This window comes from Gordonia sp. PvP123 (assembly GCF_040547295.1).
GTDB lineage: Bacteria > Actinomycetota > Actinomycetes > Mycobacteriales > Mycobacteriaceae > Gordonia > Gordonia terrae.
The window spans coordinates 142,772-160,924 of sequence record NZ_JBEPPN010000012.1; the positions used below are offsets into that span (position 1 = coordinate 142,772).

Annotated in this window: 17 protein-coding genes; all 17 read right to left on the reverse strand. The window is 69.0% G+C overall.

Going from position 1 to position 18,153, the window contains the following annotated elements; translation table 11 throughout:
- Positions 1 to 46: 46 nt before the first annotated feature.
- A complete protein-coding gene (der, locus tag ABIC25_RS21670; protein ID WP_004022209.1) occupies positions 47 to 1,486 on the reverse strand; it encodes a ribosome biogenesis GTPase Der in 1,440 nt (479 codons plus the stop codon).
- Positions 1,483 to 2,196: a (d)CMP kinase gene (gene cmk, locus ABIC25_RS21675; protein ID WP_354563113.1), complete on the reverse strand. Its 714-nt coding sequence runs from the start codon at positions 2,194 to 2,196 to the stop codon at positions 1,483 to 1,485. Before cmk ends, der begins: the two co-directional genes overlap by 4 nt.
- Complete coding sequence (locus tag ABIC25_RS21680) at positions 2,193 to 3,128, reverse strand: pseudouridine synthase (protein WP_064572061.1); 936 nt, start codon at positions 3,126 to 3,128, stop codon at positions 2,193 to 2,195. The genes cmk and ABIC25_RS21680 overlap by 4 nt, the downstream gene beginning before the upstream one ends.
- Before the next feature lie 6 nt (positions 3,129 to 3,134).
- Positions 3,135 to 3,893 carry an SMC-Scp complex subunit ScpB gene (scpB, locus tag ABIC25_RS21685; RefSeq protein ID WP_354563114.1) on the reverse strand — a complete coding sequence of 253 codons (759 nt, stop codon included), beginning with the start codon at positions 3,891 to 3,893 and terminating at the stop codon, positions 3,135 to 3,137.
- The gene (locus ABIC25_RS21690; protein ID WP_248642837.1) at positions 3,890 to 4,768 is read right to left on the reverse strand and encodes a segregation and condensation protein A; all 879 of its coding nucleotides are present in this window, start codon (positions 4,766 to 4,768) and stop codon (positions 3,890 to 3,892) included. The genes scpB and ABIC25_RS21690 overlap by 4 nt, the downstream gene beginning before the upstream one ends.
- Complete coding sequence (locus tag ABIC25_RS21695) at positions 4,765 to 5,712, reverse strand: ParA family protein (RefSeq protein WP_101821374.1); 948 nt, start codon at positions 5,710 to 5,712, stop codon at positions 4,765 to 4,767. Before ABIC25_RS21695 ends, ABIC25_RS21690 begins: the two co-directional genes overlap by 4 nt.
- 178 nt (positions 5,713 to 5,890) lie before the next feature.
- On the reverse strand, positions 5,891 to 6,811 hold the full coding sequence (gene xerD / locus ABIC25_RS21700) for a site-specific tyrosine recombinase XerD (RefSeq protein ID WP_004022215.1): 921 nt from the start codon (positions 6,809 to 6,811) through the stop codon (positions 5,891 to 5,893).
- Positions 6,808 to 7,443 carry an NUDIX domain-containing protein gene (locus ABIC25_RS21705; RefSeq protein ID WP_064572064.1) on the reverse strand — a complete coding sequence of 212 codons (636 nt, stop codon included), beginning with the start codon at positions 7,441 to 7,443 and terminating at the stop codon, positions 6,808 to 6,810. Before ABIC25_RS21705 ends, xerD begins: the two co-directional genes overlap by 4 nt.
- A gap of 6 nt (positions 7,444 to 7,449) precedes the next feature.
- Positions 7,450 to 9,249 (reverse strand): CTP synthase, encoded by a 1,800-nt coding sequence (pyrG, locus tag ABIC25_RS21710; protein WP_239399238.1) that lies wholly within the window; start codon positions 9,247 to 9,249, stop codon positions 7,450 to 7,452.
- Between the two features lie 143 nt (positions 9,250 to 9,392).
- Positions 9,393 to 10,328 carry a copper transporter gene (locus tag ABIC25_RS21715; protein WP_004022218.1) on the reverse strand — a complete coding sequence of 312 codons (936 nt, stop codon included), beginning with the start codon at positions 10,326 to 10,328 and terminating at the stop codon, positions 9,393 to 9,395.
- 3 nt (positions 10,329 to 10,331) lie between these two features.
- Positions 10,332 to 11,519, reverse strand: a complete 1,188-nt coding sequence (gene steA / locus ABIC25_RS21720; protein WP_033204963.1) for a putative cytokinetic ring protein SteA — start codon at positions 11,517 to 11,519, stop codon at positions 10,332 to 10,334.
- A 103-nt stretch (positions 11,520 to 11,622) separates the two neighbouring features.
- On the reverse strand, positions 11,623 to 13,377 hold the full coding sequence (gene recN / locus ABIC25_RS21725; protein WP_239399242.1) for a DNA repair protein RecN: 1,755 nt from the start codon (positions 13,375 to 13,377) through the stop codon (positions 11,623 to 11,625).
- Between the two features lie 2 nt (positions 13,378 to 13,379).
- Positions 13,380 to 14,402: an NAD kinase gene (locus ABIC25_RS21730; protein ID WP_354563116.1), complete on the reverse strand. Its 1,023-nt coding sequence runs from the start codon at positions 14,400 to 14,402 to the stop codon at positions 13,380 to 13,382.
- A gap of 76 nt (positions 14,403 to 14,478) precedes the next feature.
- Positions 14,479 to 15,366 carry a TlyA family RNA methyltransferase gene (locus ABIC25_RS21735; protein ID WP_004022222.1) on the reverse strand — a complete coding sequence of 296 codons (888 nt, stop codon included), beginning with the start codon at positions 15,364 to 15,366 and terminating at the stop codon, positions 14,479 to 14,481.
- A 43-nt stretch (positions 15,367 to 15,409) separates the two neighbouring features.
- Positions 15,410 to 15,700 (reverse strand): hypothetical protein, encoded by a 291-nt coding sequence (locus ABIC25_RS21740; protein ID WP_004022223.1) that lies wholly within the window; start codon positions 15,698 to 15,700, stop codon positions 15,410 to 15,412.
- Positions 15,701 to 15,711: 11 nt separating this feature from the next.
- The gene (locus tag ABIC25_RS21745) at positions 15,712 to 17,748 is read right to left on the reverse strand and encodes an HAD-IIA family hydrolase (protein WP_354563117.1); all 2,037 of its coding nucleotides are present in this window, start codon (positions 17,746 to 17,748) and stop codon (positions 15,712 to 15,714) included.
- A gap of 38 nt (positions 17,749 to 17,786) precedes the next feature.
- A complete protein-coding gene (locus ABIC25_RS21750) occupies positions 17,787 to 17,942 on the reverse strand; it encodes a hypothetical protein (RefSeq protein ID WP_231896064.1) in 156 nt (51 codons plus the stop codon).
- Between the last annotated feature and the right edge of the window lie 211 nt (positions 17,943 to 18,153).

Genomic DNA, 18,153 nt, shown 5'->3' on the forward strand with positions numbered 1-18,153 from the left:
CGCAGTATCTCACAGCGGGTGTCGTGCGCCACAGACAGACAGCAGTTCAGCGCTTTCGGCGTTGCTCCCGCTTGTCGCGGACACGGACGTTGACCCGGACCGGCGAACCGTCGAAGTTGAATTCCTCACGCAGCCGCCGCTCGAGGAAGCGGCGATAGCCCGCCTCGAGGAAACCGGTGGTGAACAGCACGAAGGTCGGCGGCCGGACCGAGGCCTGAGTCGCGAACATCACGCGCGGCTGTCGGCCACCGCGCAGCGGCGGCGGGTTGGCGGCGATGACGTCCTTGAGCCAGTTGTTCAGCGGGCCGGTCGAGATGCGCTTGTCCCACGAGTCGAGCGCGGATTCCAACGCGGGCACCAGCTTCTGGACGGCCCGGCCGGTCGACGCCGAGATGTTGACCCGGCGCGCCCACGGCACGCGTGCCAGCTCGCGATCGATCTCCTTGTCCAACTGGTACCGACGATCCTCGTCGACGAGATCCCACTTGTTGAACGCGATCACGAGCGCACGCCCGCTCTCGATGATGAGCGACAGCACCCGCAGGTCCTGTTCGGTGATCGGTTCCGACGCGTCGATCAGCAGGATCGCCACCTCGGCCGCGTCGAGCGCCGACCGCGTCCGCAGTGACGCGTAGTACTCGTGTCCGCTCGCGGTCCGCACCTTGCGGCGCAGACCCGCGGTGTCGACGAAGTTCCACGTCCTGCCGCCGAGTTCGACGAGCTCGTCGACCGGGTCGACGGTCGTCCCGGCGACGTTGTCGACCACCGACCGCTCGGTGCCGGTGAGCTTGTTCAGCAGCGAACTCTTGCCGACGTTCGGCTTGCCCACGAGCGCGACGCGACGGGGACCACCGAGAGTCGGTGCCTCCCGCGGGGTCTCGGGCAGCTTGTCCAGGATGATGTCGAGCAGATCGCCGGCCCCGCGGCCGTGTGCCGCCGACACGGGATACGGCTCGCCGAGCCCCAGCGACCACAGGGACGCGGTGTCGGACTCGAGACGTTCGCTGTCGACCTTGTTGGCACACAGGATGACCGGGGTCTTCGACCGCCGGAGGACCCGCGCGACGGCCTCGTCGGTCGCGGTCGCACCGACCGTGGCGTCGACCACGACGACGATCGCGTCGGCGGTGCGCATCGCCAGCTCGGCCTGCGCGGCGACGGCCTGCTGCAGCCCCTTCGCGTCGGGCTCCCAGCCACCGGTGTCGACGACGGTGAACCGGCGACCCGACCACGAGGCCGCGTACGACACACGGTCACGGGTCACGCCCGGGATGTCCTCGACCACGGCTTCCCGTCGGCCCAGGATGCGGTTGACGAGCGTCGACTTGCCCACGTTGGGTCGTCCGACGATCGCCACCACCGGCATGTGTTCGACGCCGGACGCGTCGTCGGCGCCCCCGACATCGGTCAGCTGCCAGTCGGATTCGTCCGACCACGTGCCGTCACCGGGCAGCGCGGTGAGATCGTCCGAGTAGTTGTCGCTCACCGTTCCACAGCTCCGATCCGGGTCGCCACGAGGCCGCTCAGTTCCTCGAGCACCGCGTCGAGGGTCTTGTCACTGGTGTCGACGACGGTCGCGTCGTCGGCCGCGCGCAGCGGCGAGACCTTGCGCGTCGAGTCGAGATGGTCGCGCCGGTTCACACTCGCCAGCACCGCGTCGTAGTCGCTGTCGCGTCCGCCGGCCAGATTCTGCTTGTGCCGCCGCTCGGCGCGCGCCTCGGGCGTCGCGGTCAAGAAGATCTTGACGTCGGCGTCGGGGAACACCACGGTGCCGATGTCGCGGCCCTCGACGACCACGAACCGGCCCTGTGCGTTCTGCTGTTGCAGCGCAACCAGTTTCGTGCGCACCTCGGCGACCGCCGAGACGGCCGACACGGCGCTCGTGACGTGGTCGGTCCGGATCGGACCGGACACGTCGCGGCCGTCGAGGAAGACCTTGGCACCGTCTCCGTCCGGGACCAACTCGATGTCGACGCCGGCCGCCACACGGGCGATACCGGCCGGATCATCCAGCGCCACACCGGCATCGAGAACGGCGAGCGTCACCGCCCGATACATGGCGCCGGTGTCGAGGTAGCTGGCCCCGACCTTCGCCGCGAGCAGTTTCGACACCGACGACTTCCCGGTGCCCGCCGGGCCGTCGATGGCGACGACGTGCGTGGTCCCGCCTGCGAACCCCGACGTGCCCTCGCTCACAGGCCGACCGCCTTGTACAACCCACCGACCTCGTCGCTGCCCAGAACACGCAGACTGCCCGGGCGCTGTTCGCCGAGTGCCACCGAACCGACGTGTGTGCGAACCAGTTTGACGACGGGGTAGCCGACCTCGTCCATCATCCGGCGCACCACCCGGTTGCGCCCCTCGTGCAGCGTGATCCGCACCAGTGACTGCCCCTCATGGACCTCGATCACGGTGAACCTGTCGACCAGGACGGGACCGTCTTCGAGGTCGACGCCCTCCCGCATGCGTCGCGCGATCCCGCGCGGCACCTCACCCTTGAGGGTCGCCAGATAGGTCTTGGGCACCTCGAACGACGGATGCATCAATCGGTGCGCGAGTTCGCCGTCGTTGGTCAGCAGCAGCAGACCCTCGGTGTCGGCGTCGAGGCGGCCGACGTGGAACAGTCGCTGCCCCGCCATGACCCGCTCGGCGACGACATCACCGACGCAGGGACGACCCTGATCGTCCGACATGGTCGACTGCCAGCCCTTGGGCTTGTTGAACGCCAGGTACTGACGGGTCTCGTCCATGATCACGCGTGCACCGTCGACGCGGATGATGGCGGTGTTCGGATCGATCCGCAGACCCTGCTCGGTGACGATCTCACCGTCGACCTCGACACGACCGGCGGCGATCAGCTCTTCGGCACCGCGTCGCGACGCCACGCCGGCCTGGGCGAGCACCTTTTGCAACCGAACGCCGTCCTCGACGTAGTTGGCTCCGGCGCCCTGATTCTCATCGGCGGGCGTCTGGTGGCGCGCCGGCCGTGCATTGTTGAGCCGGATCTTGCCCACTTCGGCGTTCGGCTTCGACGACCCCTTGCGGTGGGTCTTCTTGGTTCGCGGCTGTTGTGCGGGCGCGCCCTTGCGGCGTTTTCCCGGTGAGCCATCTCGGCCAGCGGATGCCATGTTCTCTCAGTCCTGTGAGTCGGTGGTGGTGCCACCGTCGATGATCAGTTCCTTCGAGTCTGACGGTTGAGAGGACAGTTTGGCGAATCGGGGATCCGACAGCAGTTCCTCGTCGAGGTCGTCGATGAGGTCGACGTCGGGCAGCAGCGGCGCCAGATCGGGCAGTTCGGCCAGGGATGCCAGGCCGAGACGTTCCAGGAACAACTCGGTGGTGGCATAGGTCGTCGCGTTCGTGGTCGGTTCGGTGCCGACCTCGTTGATCAGTCCACGGGCGACGAGCGTGCGGATCACGCCGTCGACATTCACGCCGCGGATGGCGCTCACGCGGGCTCGGGTGACCGGTTGCCGGTAGGCGATGACCGCCAGGGTCTCGAGGGCCGCCCGGGTGAGCTTCGACCGTGCCCCGTCGAGCAGCAACCGCTCGACGTAGGGGGCGTACTCCGCGCGGGTGTAGTAGCGCCAGCCGTCGCCGGCGAAGCGCAGATCGAAACCGCTCCCCGACGCGGTGAGCTCCGACGACATGGCGTTGAGCATCTCCCGGACCCGCGTGCGGTCCTGGTCGACCGCGTTCGCGAGTTCGTCGGTGGTCACCGGGGTGTCCACGACGAGCAGCACCGCCTCCAGCGCCGAGCGCAACCGATCGTCGTCGAGGTACTCCCCGTCGCCGTGGAGTGCGGTCTGCTCGGGTTCGTCCGGACCCGGGTCCTCCCCGCCGGCCGTCCTGGTCGGGTCGAGGATCTCGACCTCGGGAACCTGGTCTGTCATCCGTAATCCTCTGACTTGTCGATGCGCAGGTCGTCGGCGCCGCGTTCGCCCGTCCACATCACCGCGAGTTCCTCGAGCGCCACGGGCTGTTCGAAGGCGACGGCCCGCTCGCGGAACAGCTCGAGCAGCCCGAGGAAGCTGCCGACGATCTCCAGCCCGTTCGCACAATCGGCGGTCAGTTCACGAAAACTCAGCCAGGTCCCCGAGGCCGCGCTGAGCAGCGAGGCCATCCGACGCGCCTGGCCCGGGACGGACACCTTCTGCACGTCGTGGAGGTGGTCCAGGCCGACGGTCGGCACCGGACGGGGCGTCAGCCCCGCCGCGGCGACCTGGGCGAAGCCGTCGGCATCGACGCCGAGGGTCACCTCGGGAAGCAGATCCTCGAACCGTTTCTCCAGCGACACCGCGCGTGGGTAGCGCTGCAGCGCGGCGGCCTCGAGTTCGCCGAACAGCGCGGCCACCTGCTTGTATGCGCGGTACTGCAGGAGCCGGGCGAACAACAGATCCCGCGCCTCGAGCAGAGCCAGATCCTCGGGGTCGTCGACCTCTCCGGACGGCAGCAGGCGGGCCGCCTTGAGATCCAGGAGCGTCGCGGCGACGACGAGGAACTCGGTCGTCTGGTCCAGGCCCATCTCCGGACCGAGTTCGCGCGTGTAGGCGATGAAGTCGTCGGTGACCTCGTGCAGCGCCACCTCGGTCACATCGAGACGGTGTTGCGAGATCAGGTTCAGCAAGAGGTCGAACGGACCCTCGAAGTTGCGCAGTTTGACCCGGAAGCCGGGCTCCTGGGCGACCTCGGTCGAGTCCTCGCCCGCCGGTGCGTCGAGGTCGGGGGTCGCGGCGTCGGGCGGCGCCTGATCCGTGCCGAGCGTCATGCGCCTTTGACGTTACGGGCGATGACCTCGCGCGCGAGCGCCCGATAGGCCTTCGCGCCGGCCGACCTCGGCGCCCAGGAGGTGATCGGCTCGCCGGCCACGCTGGTCTCCGGGAAACGGACGGTTCGAGCGATGACGGTGTCGTAGACCGCGTCGCCGAACACCTCGACGACGCGGGCCATCACCTCGCGCGAGTGCAGCGTACGGGCGTCGAACATGGTGACCAGGATGCCGCCGAGGTCGAGCCGCGGGTTGAGACGGTCGCGCACCTTGTTGATCGTGTCGGTGAGCAGCGCCAGTCCGCGGAGGCTGAAGTACTCACATTCCATCGGGATGAGCACGGTGTCGGCGCAGGCCAACGCGTTGACGGTGAGCAGACCGAGCGACGGCTGGCAATCGATGAGGACCACGTCGTAGCGATCGAGCACGGGATGCAGAGCCCGGCCGAGCGATTGCTCGCGACCCACCTCGGTGACCAGCTGGATCTCCGCGGCGGACAGGTCGATGTTGCTGGGCAGCAGGTCGAGGCCGTCGACGCGGGTCCGCATGAGGACCTCGTCGGTCGCCACCTGCGGCGGCACGAGCAGGTTGTAGACGGTCTGCTCCAGTTCGTGATGCGGCACACCGAGACCCGCGGACAGGGCTCCCTGCGGATCGAGGTCGACGAGCAGCACCCGACGACCATATTCGGCAAGGGCTGCACCGAGATTGATGGTCGACGTCGTCTTGCCCACGCCGCCCTTCTGGTTGCAGACCGCGATCACCGTGGCGGGTCCGTGACGGTCGAGCAGAGCCGGCTCGGGGACGTCGCGATACGGTCGCCCGGTGGGGCCGATCTCATCGGCGTCGTGCTCGGCTTCCTCGGTGTCGTTACCGGGCGACACCTGGATGCTGTACTGATCTCCCGGACGGGCGCCAGACCGCGGTGCGCTCGGAGTGGTCACGTGTCCGCCGCTCCCTTCGCTGTTCGATACCGCTTCTGTTCGATGCCGCTGCTGTCTTGCCGATGTCGCCACTGTTCGGTGGTGCGGCCGGCCCGCCCGTCGGCAGCCGAACCTCGTATCAGCCTAGGACACCCGCCCGGTCATTCCGGCGTCGGCGCGCCCGAGGCCATCCGAGGGGTCAGCGCGCTCTCGGATGTGCGACGGCATAGACCTCGCGCATCGTGTTCACCGTCACCAGCGTGTACACCTGCGTGGTGGTGACCGAGGCGTGTCCCAGGAGTTCTTGCACGACGCGGACGTCGGCACCACCGTCGAGGAGGTGGGTCGCGAAGCTGTGCCGCAGCGTGTGCGGCGAGACCGCCTTGTCGAGTCCGGCGCGTTCGGCCGCGGTGACGAGCACCTGCCAGGCGCTCTGCCGGGACAGCCGTCCGCCGCGCGCGTTGAGGAACAGTGCGGGCGTCGCCCGGGACACCAGCGCGGGCCGCCCACGAACGAGATACGCCTCGAGTGCGTCGACGGCGGGTCCGCCGAGCGGGACCAGGCGCTCTTTCCCACCCTTGCCCCGAAGGCGAACCGCGCGCATGTCGTCGAGATCGAGATCGTCGACGTCCAGCGAGGTGGCCTCGGAGATCCGCGCCCCGCAGCTGTAGAGGAACTCCAACAGCGCGCGGTCGCGCAGACCACGTGGGTGGTCGTCGGCACCCGCGGCGTCGAGGATCGCGAGCACCTCGTCCACCGGCAGCGACTTCGGCAGCCGGCGTGCGGCACGAGGCGGCCGGACATCATGTGCGACGTCGGTCGCGACGATCCCCTCGTCCATCGCGAACTTGTGAAAGCGCCTGGTGGCGACCAGGGTTCGCGCGATCGAACTGTCGGCGAGCGGCGCGAACCCGGCGTCGGTGTCACCGCGCCGCAACTCCACGAGGAACTCGCGGATGTCTTCCTCGGCCACCGCGTCGAGTGCGGAGATCCCCCGGCGGTCGAGGTACCGCCGGTACCGCTCGAGGTCGCGCCGATACGACGAGACCGTGTTGGCCGCCGCACCCCGCTCCACCGTCAGATGGTCGAGGTATCGCGAGATGTCGGCGGCCAGGGTCACGACCGGCGGCCCCGATCGTCGGCCCGACGGTTGCGCAGCGCGGTCGGCTCATCCGGCCACGGTGCGTCGACGTCGCGCAGGCCGGTCGTGGAATCCCGGGCGGCCGCCGCGGCCAAGATCCCGGCGACGCTGGTCGCGTTGACGATCTCCCCCGCGAACACCTGGGCGACCGCGTCGTCGAGCGGCACCCATTCCACCGACATGTCGGCCTCTTCGTCGACGCGTTCGGCCGCGTCGAGATGGTGCAAACCCTCGGCGAGGTACAGCCGCAACGCCTCGTCGGTGAAACCGGGTGAGAGCGCGAGGTCGACGAGGACGTGCCACGAGTCGGCGGCGAGGTCGGTCTCTTCGGCCAACTCGCGCTTGGCGGCGGCCAACGGCTCCTCGTCGGCCTGGTCGAGGAGCCCGGCGGGCAACTCGAGCAGACGGTGGCCGAGGGGATGGCGGTACTGCCGCACCATCGCCACGCGACCTGCGTCGTCGCGCGCCAGGATCGCGACCGCCCCGAAATGCTCGACGACCTCACGTTCGGCGACGCGCCCACCAGGCATCTCGACATCGTCGACCCGCAGGGTGATGATCGCGCCGTCGTAGACGGTGCGGCTGTCCTTGACCTCGAAGTCGTGGCCCAAAACGGGTCAGCTCCGGCCGGCCGAGTCGTCGAGCGCCGTCTCGCCGAGGCCGGCCACCGGCTCCACCGTGACCGCGTTGACGGCAGCCACCGCATCCGCGGGGGCGTCATTCGACTCGTAGTCGTCACCCAGGTCGACCGGGAGGCGCTCGGCGGCCTTGTACTTCAGCGCCGCCTCGATGAACGACCGGAACAGCGGGTGCGGCCGGGTCGGCCGGCTCTTCAGCTCCGGATGTGCTTGAGTGGCAACGAGATACGGATGGACCGACTTGGGGTACTCGACGAATTCGACGAGATGCCCGTCGGGTGAGGTGCCCGAGAAGACGAGTCCGGAATCGGCGATCTTGTCGCGGTAGGCGTTGTTGACCTCGAAGCGGTGGCGATGACGTTCGGACACCTCGCGCGTCCCGTACGCCTCGGCGACGACCGAACCGGCCTTCAGCACGGCGTCGTAGGCACCGAGTCGCATGGTGCCGCCGAGGTCGGCGTCGCCGGCCACGGCGTCGGTCTGATCGGCCATGGTCGAGATCACCGGGTGCGGTGTGTCCGGGTCGAACTCGGTGGAACTCGCCTCGTCGAGCCCGACCGACCGGGCCGCCTCGATGACCACGCACTGCAGTCCGAGACACAGGCCGAGCAGCGGGATCCCGCGCCGGCGCGCGTACGAGATGGCCCCGACCTTCCCCTCGATGCCACGGATGCCGAAGCCGCCGGGGATCAGGATCGCGTCGACGTCGCCGAGGGCGGCCTGTGCACCTGCCGGAGTGGCGCATTCGTCCGACGGCACCCACTTGATCTCGGTACGCGCCTTCCAGGCGAAGCCACCGGCCCGGATGGCCTCGGTCACCGACAGATAGGCGTCGGGCAGGTCGACGTACTTGCCGACCAGTGCGACGCGGACGGTCTCCCGCGGCTCGTGCACGCGGCGCAGGAGCTCGCCCCACACCGTCCAGTCGACGTCACGGAACGGCAGTCCGAGCTTGCGGACCACGTAGGCATCGAGATGCTCGCTGTGGAGCACCTTCGGGATGTCGTAGATGGACGGGGCGTCGGGAGTGGAGATCACGCCGTCGAGTTCGACGTCGCACATGAGCGCGATCTTCTTCTTGAGTCCCTCGGGCACGTCGCGGTCACAGCGCAGGATGAGCGCGTCGGGCTGGATACCGACGTTGCGCAGTGCGGCGACGGAGTGCTGGGTCGGTTTGGTCTTCAGCTCACCCGACGGCGCGAGGTAGGGCACGAGCGAGACGTGCAGGAAGAAGACGTTGTCCCGACCGACGTCGTGGCGCACCTGACGCGCGGCCTCGATGAACGGCAGCGACTCGATGTCGCCCACCGTGCCACCGATCTCGGTGATCACCACGTCCGGTACCTCGCCGTCGGCGTCCGGCTCGCCCATGGCCAGCACGCGCGCCTTGAGTTCGTCGGTGATGTGCGGGATGACCTGGACGGTCTCGCCGAGGTACTCGCCGCGGCGTTCCTTGGCGATCACCGTCGAATACACCTGTCCGGTGGTCACATTCGCCGACTGCGAGAGGTTCCGGTCGAGGAAGCGTTCGTAGTGTCCGACGTCGAGGTCGGTCTCGGCGCCGTCCTCGGTGACGAACACCTCTCCGTGCTGGAACGGATTCATGGTGCCCGGATCGACGTTCAGATACGGGTCGAGTTTCTGCATGGTGACCCGGAGGCCCCGTGAGGTGAGAAGCTGACCCAGGCTGGAAGCCGTGAGGCCCTTGCCCAGTGAAGAAGCAACGCCACCGGTCACAAAGATGTGCTTGGTGTCGTGTACATGGCGAAGTGGTCGCAAAAGAAGTGTCTCCCGTCGGCCGAATCGGGGCCGATGCCCTGATTACCTACGGGACTCCAGGGTAACACCACCGGCGCCCGACGCCGCACCGCCACACCGGAGGCGGGCGTGGCGGTACTGACGTTCGAGGCGGCGAGCCCGGCCTAGGCGGCGGGTCGGCCGTCGGCGCCGACGGTGATCGCGGTCGCCCCGGCCCCGGTGCCGTAGGAACCGGTCGTGCCGTCGACCTCGGCGGTGAGCGCGAGAATCGTCGTGATGAGGCCGGTCGGCTGGTCGATGTTGTCGACCGTCGATACGGCGTTGGCCAGCGACGGATCCGAGCGGACGATGGCGATGGGAGATCCGCCCGACGCCGAACCCGTGCGTCCGACGAGCACACCGCCGACGCCGCGTGCCGCCATCGCGGCGGCGAACCGGCCGACGAGCGCGCCCTGCGCGCCCGAGTCCGGGCCGAACTCGTCGCCGGTGACCACGACGACCAGATCGGTCGGGGTGATGGCGTTGTCGGCGTAATCGATGAACCCGCCGTCGCGCAGCGTGCCGAGACCCGTCCGACGATCACCGGACGACGCCGGACGCGCCGTCTCGTTGGACAGTACGAGGGCGCCCAGGAGGTCACCCACCCGTCCGCCGGAATCGGTCAGTTCGGCGCGGAGCATCGTGCCCGGCGGGATCGTCTGGTCGACGATCGTCCGCAGCTCCTCGGACTTGCCGTCGGTGAGCAACGCGTCGGTCAGGGCGAGTTGCCCACCGAAGCGGGCCCCGGCACCCGAGATCGACTCCTTGACCGCATCGACATCGGCCTCCGCCGCGTTGGGCGCGGTCACCACCAACACGGACTGCCCCTTCAGCTTGTCCGCGATCAGTCGCGGCGCGATCGCGTGGTCGAAGCTGTTCGAGGCGTTGAGCTTTGCATTGAGGTCGTCGCGCTCGTTCTCCAGATCGCCGATGCGGTCGCGACTCGTGCCGGTCATCGAGTTGACACGGTCACCGACGAAACCCGACCCGAGAAAGAGTCCCAGTGCGAGCGCGAGGAAGACCGCGACCAGCGAGATCGCGTGCTGTCGTAGCGAGATCATCGGCTACCTGTTCCAGACCTCTCGTGCCCAGTCGAGCAGCGCATTCCACTGCACGACGATCCAATCGGTGATGTCGGTGCCCGCGTTCGACAACATCACGGCCGCGATCACGGCCACCAGCGCCGCGAGGACGACACAGGCGATGGCAGCACCCGACACCCGGCTGCGGTACAGCGTGGCGACGGCTTTCGCGTCGACCAGCTTCTGACCGACCTTGAGTCGCGTCAGGAACATCGACGGGTTGCTCTCCCGACGCGACCGGTCGAAGAAGTCGTCGAGCGACCCGGGATAGCCGACGGTGACGATCAGGTCGGCACCGTGGTAGTCGGTGAGCAACAGCGCCAGGTCTCCCGCCGAGCCGGCGGCCGGGAACGTCGTGGCGCCGATGCCGAGGTCCTGGATGCGTTCGAGCCCGGTCGCGTGTCCATCGGTGTCGGCCGGAAGCACCAGCTGCGCACCGGATTTCAGCGTCGCCGTCTTCATGGTCTCGGGATCGCCGACGACGATCGAGGGCTTGTACCCGGCCTTCATCAGGGTGTCCGCACCGGCCCCGACGCCCACCATGACGGGCTGGTATTCCTTGATGAACGGCTTCAGGGAGCGGAGATCGGCGGCGCGGTCGGCGCCTTCGCCGACGATGACGACATGGCGGCCCGCGACGTCGACGTCGATCTCCGGCACCCCGACCCCGTCGATCAGCAACGGCGATTCGCTACGGATGAACTCGATCGTGTTGCCGGAGAACGCCTCGAGGTGGTCGACGAGACCGGCCTTGGCGCCGATCATGATGTCGGCGATGTCGCGCTCGTCGAGTTCGGTGCCGAGAGCCAGCCGCCGCTCGCCGACGTACAGCCGGTCGTTGTGAACCCGTACCTTGGCGCCGTCCTTGACCCGCTTGAAGATCTCCGGACCCACGTCGTCGAGCAGCGCGATGCCGGATGCCACCAGGACCTCGGGCCCGAGATTGGGGTACCGGCCGGTGATCGACCGCGAGGCGTTGACCACGGCCACCACGTTGGCCTCGACGAGGGCGTCGGCGGTCACGCGGTCGAGGTCGACCTCGTCGAGGATGGCGATGTCGCCCGGCCCGACGCGGTTGAGAAGCCGTTTCGTGTTCTTGTCGATTCTGGCGATACCGGTCACGCCAGGCAGTTCTTCGGTGGTACGCGCGAGCAGTGCAGGCATCTTCATGACGGCCATGATCGGCCGAAGGCATGCTTCAGCCGGGGAGGCGCGCCGTAACAGGAGCAACTTTTGTCACACACGCACCATGTGTTTCACCGCGCGTCGGCGGTCACTCGGCGGCGCGCTCCGCCTCCGCGGTCGCCAGCAATTCCTCCGCGTGGGCGCGCCCGGTGTCGGACTCCCCCAGGCCCGCGAGCATGCGGGCCAACTCCGCGACCCGCTCGTCTCGATCGAGCGTGCGCACACTGCTGGTGACCAGCGCCCCCTTCTTGCTCTTGCCGATGACGAGGTGGTTGTCGGCGAAGGCCGCCACCTGGGGAAGGTGGGTCACCACGATGACCTGGTGGGCCCGGGCCAGCCTCGACAACCGCTTTCCGATCTCGACCGCCGCGCGGCCGCCGACGCCCGCGTCGACCTCGTCGAAGACCATCACCGATCCCGACGTCGGTGCGGCGAGCACGACTTCGAGCGCGAGCATGACCCGCGAGAGTTCGCCGCCCGACGCCGACTTCGCGATGGGCAACGGGGTGGCGCCGGGATGGGCGACGAGCGCGAACTCGACCTTGTCCGCGCCGTCGGCGCCGGCGTGCACCGAGGTGCCGCCGACCGTGACGGCCAACCGGTCATCGGGCGACGCCGGGTCCGGGTTGACCGCGACCGCCAACGCCGAGTCCCCCATCGCCAACCCCTTGAGCTCACGGGACACCTTGTCGGACATCGACTTGGCGGCCTTCGCGCGCAGCGTGTGGAGTTTCTCCGCCGCGGTCTGCACCCGGTCGCGCGCAGCCGCCGCGGCGACCTCGAGTTCCTCGATCGAGGCACGGGGGTCCTCGATCTCGGCCAGCCGCGCCTCGGCCTTGCGGCGCCAGTCGATCACCCCGTCGACGTCGGGTGCGTACTTGCGGACCAGGGTCTTCAGCTCGGCCTGACGCGCGAGCAACTTGTCGAGCTCCTCGGCGTCGGCCGGCAGGCTCGAGGTGAATGCGGTCAGTTCGGCACCGACATCGGTGATGACGGTGAGCGCTTCGGCCACGCGCGGCACGAGGTCGCGCAGGGTGTCGTCCGCCGCGGTCTCGAGAAGGGTCCGCACCGTTCCGAGACCCTCGATGACCGACGATCCCGAGTCGCCGGCGACGAGGTGGTGGGCTTGATCTGCGGCGCCGCGGATGGACTCCAGATCGGAGAGCCGACGGATGGTCGCGGTCAGCTCCTCGTCCTCGCCGGGCACCGGATCGACGGCGGCGATCTCGTCGATGCCGAACCGCAGCCGATCGGCCTCCTGCGCGAGCTCGCGGTGATTGGCGCGCCGGACATCGAGCTCGTCGAGCAACTCCACCCAGGCCGATCGGGCCTTGCGGTACGACTCGAGCGCCGCGACGGCCTTGGGTCCGGCGAAGGTGTCGAGCGCGGCCCGCTGATGTTCGGGGCGGAGGAGACGCAACTGATCGTTCTGGCCGTGAATGGCCAGGACCGCGGTGGTGAGTTGACCCATCACACCGACCGGCACCGATCGACCGCCCAGATGTGCACGAGAGCGTCCATCGGCGCTGACCGATCGGACCGCAATGACGGTGTCGTCGTCGTCGAGTTCGGCCCCGGTCGAGTCGAGGATCTCGGCAACGACCGGGTCCCGCTGCGTGGCGCCGTTGTCCGCGAGTCGAAACCGGCCCTCGACGATCGCCTTGGCCGCGCCGGTCCGGACCCGCGAAGCGTCGGCACGGGCACCCGAGAGCAGGTGCAGGCTGGTGACGATCATCGTCTTACCCGCACCGGTCTCGCCGGTCAGCACCGTGAATCCGGGATGGAAGCGCGCCTGCGCCTCCTCGATGACACCCAGACCGGTGATCGAGATCTCTTCGAGCACGCCTATGCCTGCCTCCCTCGCCATCCCGTGACCGGGAGGGCGAACTTGGTGACGAGTCGGTCGGCGAAGGGATCGGAGTCGATGCGGATCCAGCGCACCGACCGTTCGCTGCGTACGACCTCGACACGTGCGCCGGCGGGCACATCGAGCGCGCGCCGGCCGTCGCACAGCGCCAGCGCCGACCGTCCGTTCTTGTCCACCTCCACCGCGATCCGCGATCGCGGACTGGTCACCATCGGCCGCGCGAACAGTGCATGGGCGTTGTTCGGCACGACCAGGATGGCCTCCAGATCGGGCCACATCACCGGCCCGCCCGCCGAGAAGGCGTACGCCGTCGACCCGGTCGGCGTCGACACCAGCACGCCGTCGGCGCCGAAGGCCGAGACCGGGCGGCCGTCGACCTCGGTCACGAGCTCCAGGACGCCGTTGTTGCTCGTGTTCAGTACCGCGACCTCGTTGAGGGCCCAGCTGCACGCGGTCGGCGGATCCGGGTCGGTCGGGTCGACGATGGCGATGTCGAGGGTCATCCGCGGTTCGATCCGGTAGTCCCGGGCGATCAGCTGGTTCATGACCTCGTCGACGCGGTGCGCCTCGGCCTCCGCGAGAAACCCGATGTGCCCGAGATTGATACCGAGGACCGGGACCTCGGCCGGGTAGGCCAGCTCCGCGGCCCGCAGGAAGGTGCCGTCACCTCCCAGGACGATGACGAGCTCGCAGCCCTCGGCCGAGGCGGACTCGGCCGTGGTGACCTCGACGACGGCGCCCAGCGATCGCAGGTACTCGGGATCGACCGGGACGTTCGGGGGTCGAGGCGACTCGCCCTCGTTGTTCCGGTACAGCACGTCGTGATCGGGGTCGTCGCGGTCGAGCGTGTCGTGATCGACCACGCGGAGCGCGACGTCGGCGGCCGCACAGCGTCGGGCGATCGCCTCGATGGTCTCGATGACGTTCTCGCGTCCCGTATGGGCGACCACCAAGAACTCGCGGGCACCGGGGTCGTGGTCCGGCACCGATTCGTCGGTCACTGGTGGTTCCCTCCATCGAAGTGCGGCCTGGAAAGAGTGCGGTGTCGGAGAGCGGCGACGCCACCGACCCGAGCGGTCAGCGCGGACCCGCGGCGACCGCTTGTTCGATCATGGCTCGGAGTTCGTCCGGGGACCCGGTGGTGCGATCCGCGTCGGTCGAGTCCGACCGGTCGACCCTATCGCCCTGCCCCGACTCCCCGCCTGTCCGGTGGGCCCGCTCCTTGTGCAGCCAGAGGAAGAACTCCACGTTCCCCGACGGCCCGGGCAGCGGGCTCGCGACCACGCCCCGGGTCCGTAGACCGTGGGACGCGGCTTCGGTCGCGACCGCCAGGACCGCGTCGGCGCGCAGTTCCGGGTCGCGGACCACGCCGCCCGAACCCACCCGGTCCTTGCCGACCTCGAACTGCGGCTTGACCATCGGCAGCAGGTCGGCGCCCGGTGCGCAGCACCGGGCCAGTGCGGGGAGCACCAGCCCCAGCGAGATGAACGACAGATCCGCGACCACCAGGTCGACTTGGCCACCGATGGCGTCGGGCTCGAGGTGTCGGACGTTGGTCCGGTCGTGGACCACGACGCGTTCGTCGTTCTGCAACCGCCAGATCAGCTGTCCGTAACCGACATCCGCGGCGACCACCTCACGGGCGCCACGCCGGAGCAGGACATCCGTGAAGCCGCCGGTGGACGCGCCGGCGTCGAGGCAGCGACGCCCCTCGACCGTGAGACCCTCCGGCTCGAAGGCCTCGAGGGCACCGAGAAGTTTGTGCGCTCCCCGCGAGGCCCAATCGTCGCGTGGACCCTCGTCGACCACGATGGGGGTGTCACGGGTGACGCCGGTGGCCGCCTTCGAGGCGACCGTCCCGTTCACCCGGACCGAACCGGCATCGACGAGCTCGCGCGCCTGCTCGCGCGAGCGAGCTAGGCCCCGACGGACGAGTTCGGCATCGAGCCGTGCTCTGGTGGCCACGGTCAGGACCGCGTCGCCGGCGACGCCTGGCATCCGGGCGGGGTCATCGGCGGTCGACGGCGTCGAGGGCTGCGGTCAGCGAGTCATGGGCCTGTTCGAGAAGCCCGGCCTGACGTTCGAGCGCCGCAAGCGAGAACGTGTCGCCCACCGACTCACGAATTTCGTCGACCTGCGCGAGGATCTCGGACACCTCGGCGTCCACGTCAGGCAACTCGCCCACCCCATCAGCCGTGCCGAACCCGTCGGCCACCGGATCGAACTGCCGACGTGGCATCCCACCCGGGGTGGGCCGGGACGGACCTTGGTCAGCCGGAGAGGCGCTCGGGTGATTCATCGTGCACCACGCTAGCCGACGAGTGTGACACCGAGAGATTCGAGCTTGGTCCTCGCCGCACCCTCCGCGACCACCCGCAACTCGTCCGGATCCGCCGAACCGGCATCGACGGCGGACCAGGTCGCCGCGGCGAGAGCGGGCACCAGACCGGCCTCCGCCCCGGAGCCTCCGACCCGAATGGTCGAACCGTCGATCTCGATCTCCCATCCGGGCTGGTCGGACACCCGCACGGCGTCGATGTCGACGAACAGCCCGGCGAGATCCTCGAGAACGTAGGTGGGCCGCTGCTCGGGCGGAGCAGCCAGCAGATCGTCGACGGTGCTCACACCGGTGAGGACCAGCGCGCTCTCGATACCGACGGCGTGCCCACCCTCGATGTCGGTGTCGAGCCGGTCCCCGACGACCAGCGGTGCGCTCGCACGGGCACGCGCGATCGCGTCGGCCATCAACGGGGCGGCCGGCTTGCCCGCCACCATCGGCTCTTTGCCCGTCGCGTTGCGCAGCGCGGCAACCATCGAGCCGTTCCCCACCAGCAGACCACGCTCGGACGGCAGGGTGGCGTCGACGTTCGTCGCGATCCACAGCGCGCCGGCCCGGATCGCGAGGGCGGCCTCCGACAGCTGCGCCCACCCGGTGTCCGGCGAGTGCCCCTGGATCACCGCGGCGGGCCGATCATCGGCACTCCGCGTGACACCGACGCCGACCTCTCGGACCTCCTGCGCCAGACCGTCGGTACCGATCACCAGGGCGCGCGAGCCCGGTTCGAGATGTTCCGACAGCAGTCGGGCGCCCGACTGCGCGCTCGTCACGACAAGGTCGTCGGTCGCCTCGAACCCGAGTTCGCGCAGATGAGCGGCCACCTCGGACGGGCGCCGGCTCGCGTTGTTGGTCACGAAGAAGCGCGGTATCGCCAGGCGCGCGAGTGCGTCGAGGGCATTGGGCAACGCACGGTGCCCGGCGAACACGGTGCCGTCCAGATCGAGGAGAAGTGCATCGTGACGATCGACGAGCGCGACGACACCGCCGTTGTCCTCCGCAACGGACTCGTCCGAGGTCGATGGTGCGTCGGCGTCTTCCACTGTGGTCAGCGGACTCGGCACGCCTGCCACGATCGTCGACTCGGTGACCACCTCGTCGGTGGACACGGCTTCCGCTTCCGCATCGACCACAGAGGTGGCGTCCTCCTCGTCCTCGTCCACGTGCACTGCGCTCTCGGGCGGAGTCGAGGTCTGCGACAGATCGGCGGTTCCCGCAACGGTGTCGATGTCACGAGGGAGCGTCTCGGCTTCCGGAATGCTCGTCGCCGGATCGACAGATGGCTCACCGGCCGACACGGGCGCCGCGACGTCCGACGTGGGTGCCGCATCCGGTTCGACGCCGGAGACGGAGACAGGCCGGGCGTCGATGTCGGCAGCGACGCCGTTCATCGACACGCTCTCGCCCGGCACATCGTCGTTGGCCAGCTCGGTGAGACGGAACTCGGCGTCGGTCACGTCGTCGACGTCGGCAGCAGCAGCATTCATGAACCAGGTGATCGCGTCGTCCCGGCGGCCGGCCGCCTCGAGTGCCGACGCATACGCATAGAAGAGGCGAGCCGGACCCGTACCGAGTTGCCCCGGTGTGAGATTCTCGGCCTGGAGCGTGACGACAGCCTTCTCGGGTTCGCCCAGATCCATTCGGGCGCCCGCTTCGACGATCCGCATCTCCGTGGCGTCTTCGCCGGTCAGCGAGCGTCCCTCGTCACCACGGGCGATCTCGACCGCCCGCTCGGGCCGCCCGAGACCGCGCTCGCAATCCGCGATGAGCGGAAGCAGAGCAGGGTTCCCGGTGATGCGCTTGGCCGCTCGCAGCTCGGTCGCCGACTCCTGCCACTCCCCTGCGTTGTACGCCGCGATGCCAACGGTCTCGCGGACGACGCCGACCCGAGATGCGCGGGCGCGAGCTGCGCGTGCGTGCTCCAGCGCCTGCGCGGGATCCTCGAGCAGAATGCGCGACACCATCACCAGGTGCCGCGCGACGATCTCCGCGTTGGCCTTGTCGAGTGTCAACAGATCACGCCGCACCTCGGGATCGAGGTCGGATGCTGCTACGTCATCGGGCAGCGGAGGTCCGGGCTGCCGGCTGCCACGATCAGACCCCCGGTCACGCCCCGGACGATCGGGACGGCCGCCTCGGCCGCCGTCGCGTTGTCCGCGGGTGTCCCGCTGACCGCGCCCTTCGCGACGCGGACGATCACGATCATTCATAGCTGCCAATCTATGCTCTCGAACCTTGCTGGGAAGAGCCGACCGCCGATGACACCGGCGCGGCTGACACACGAGAAAGACCCCGTATCCGACGAAAGAATTTCATCGAATACGGGGCCTTTCTGAAGTTGTGTTCGGCGGTGTCCTACTCTCCCACACTGATTAGGGTGCAGTACCATTGGCGCTGGAGGGCTTAGCTTCCGGGTT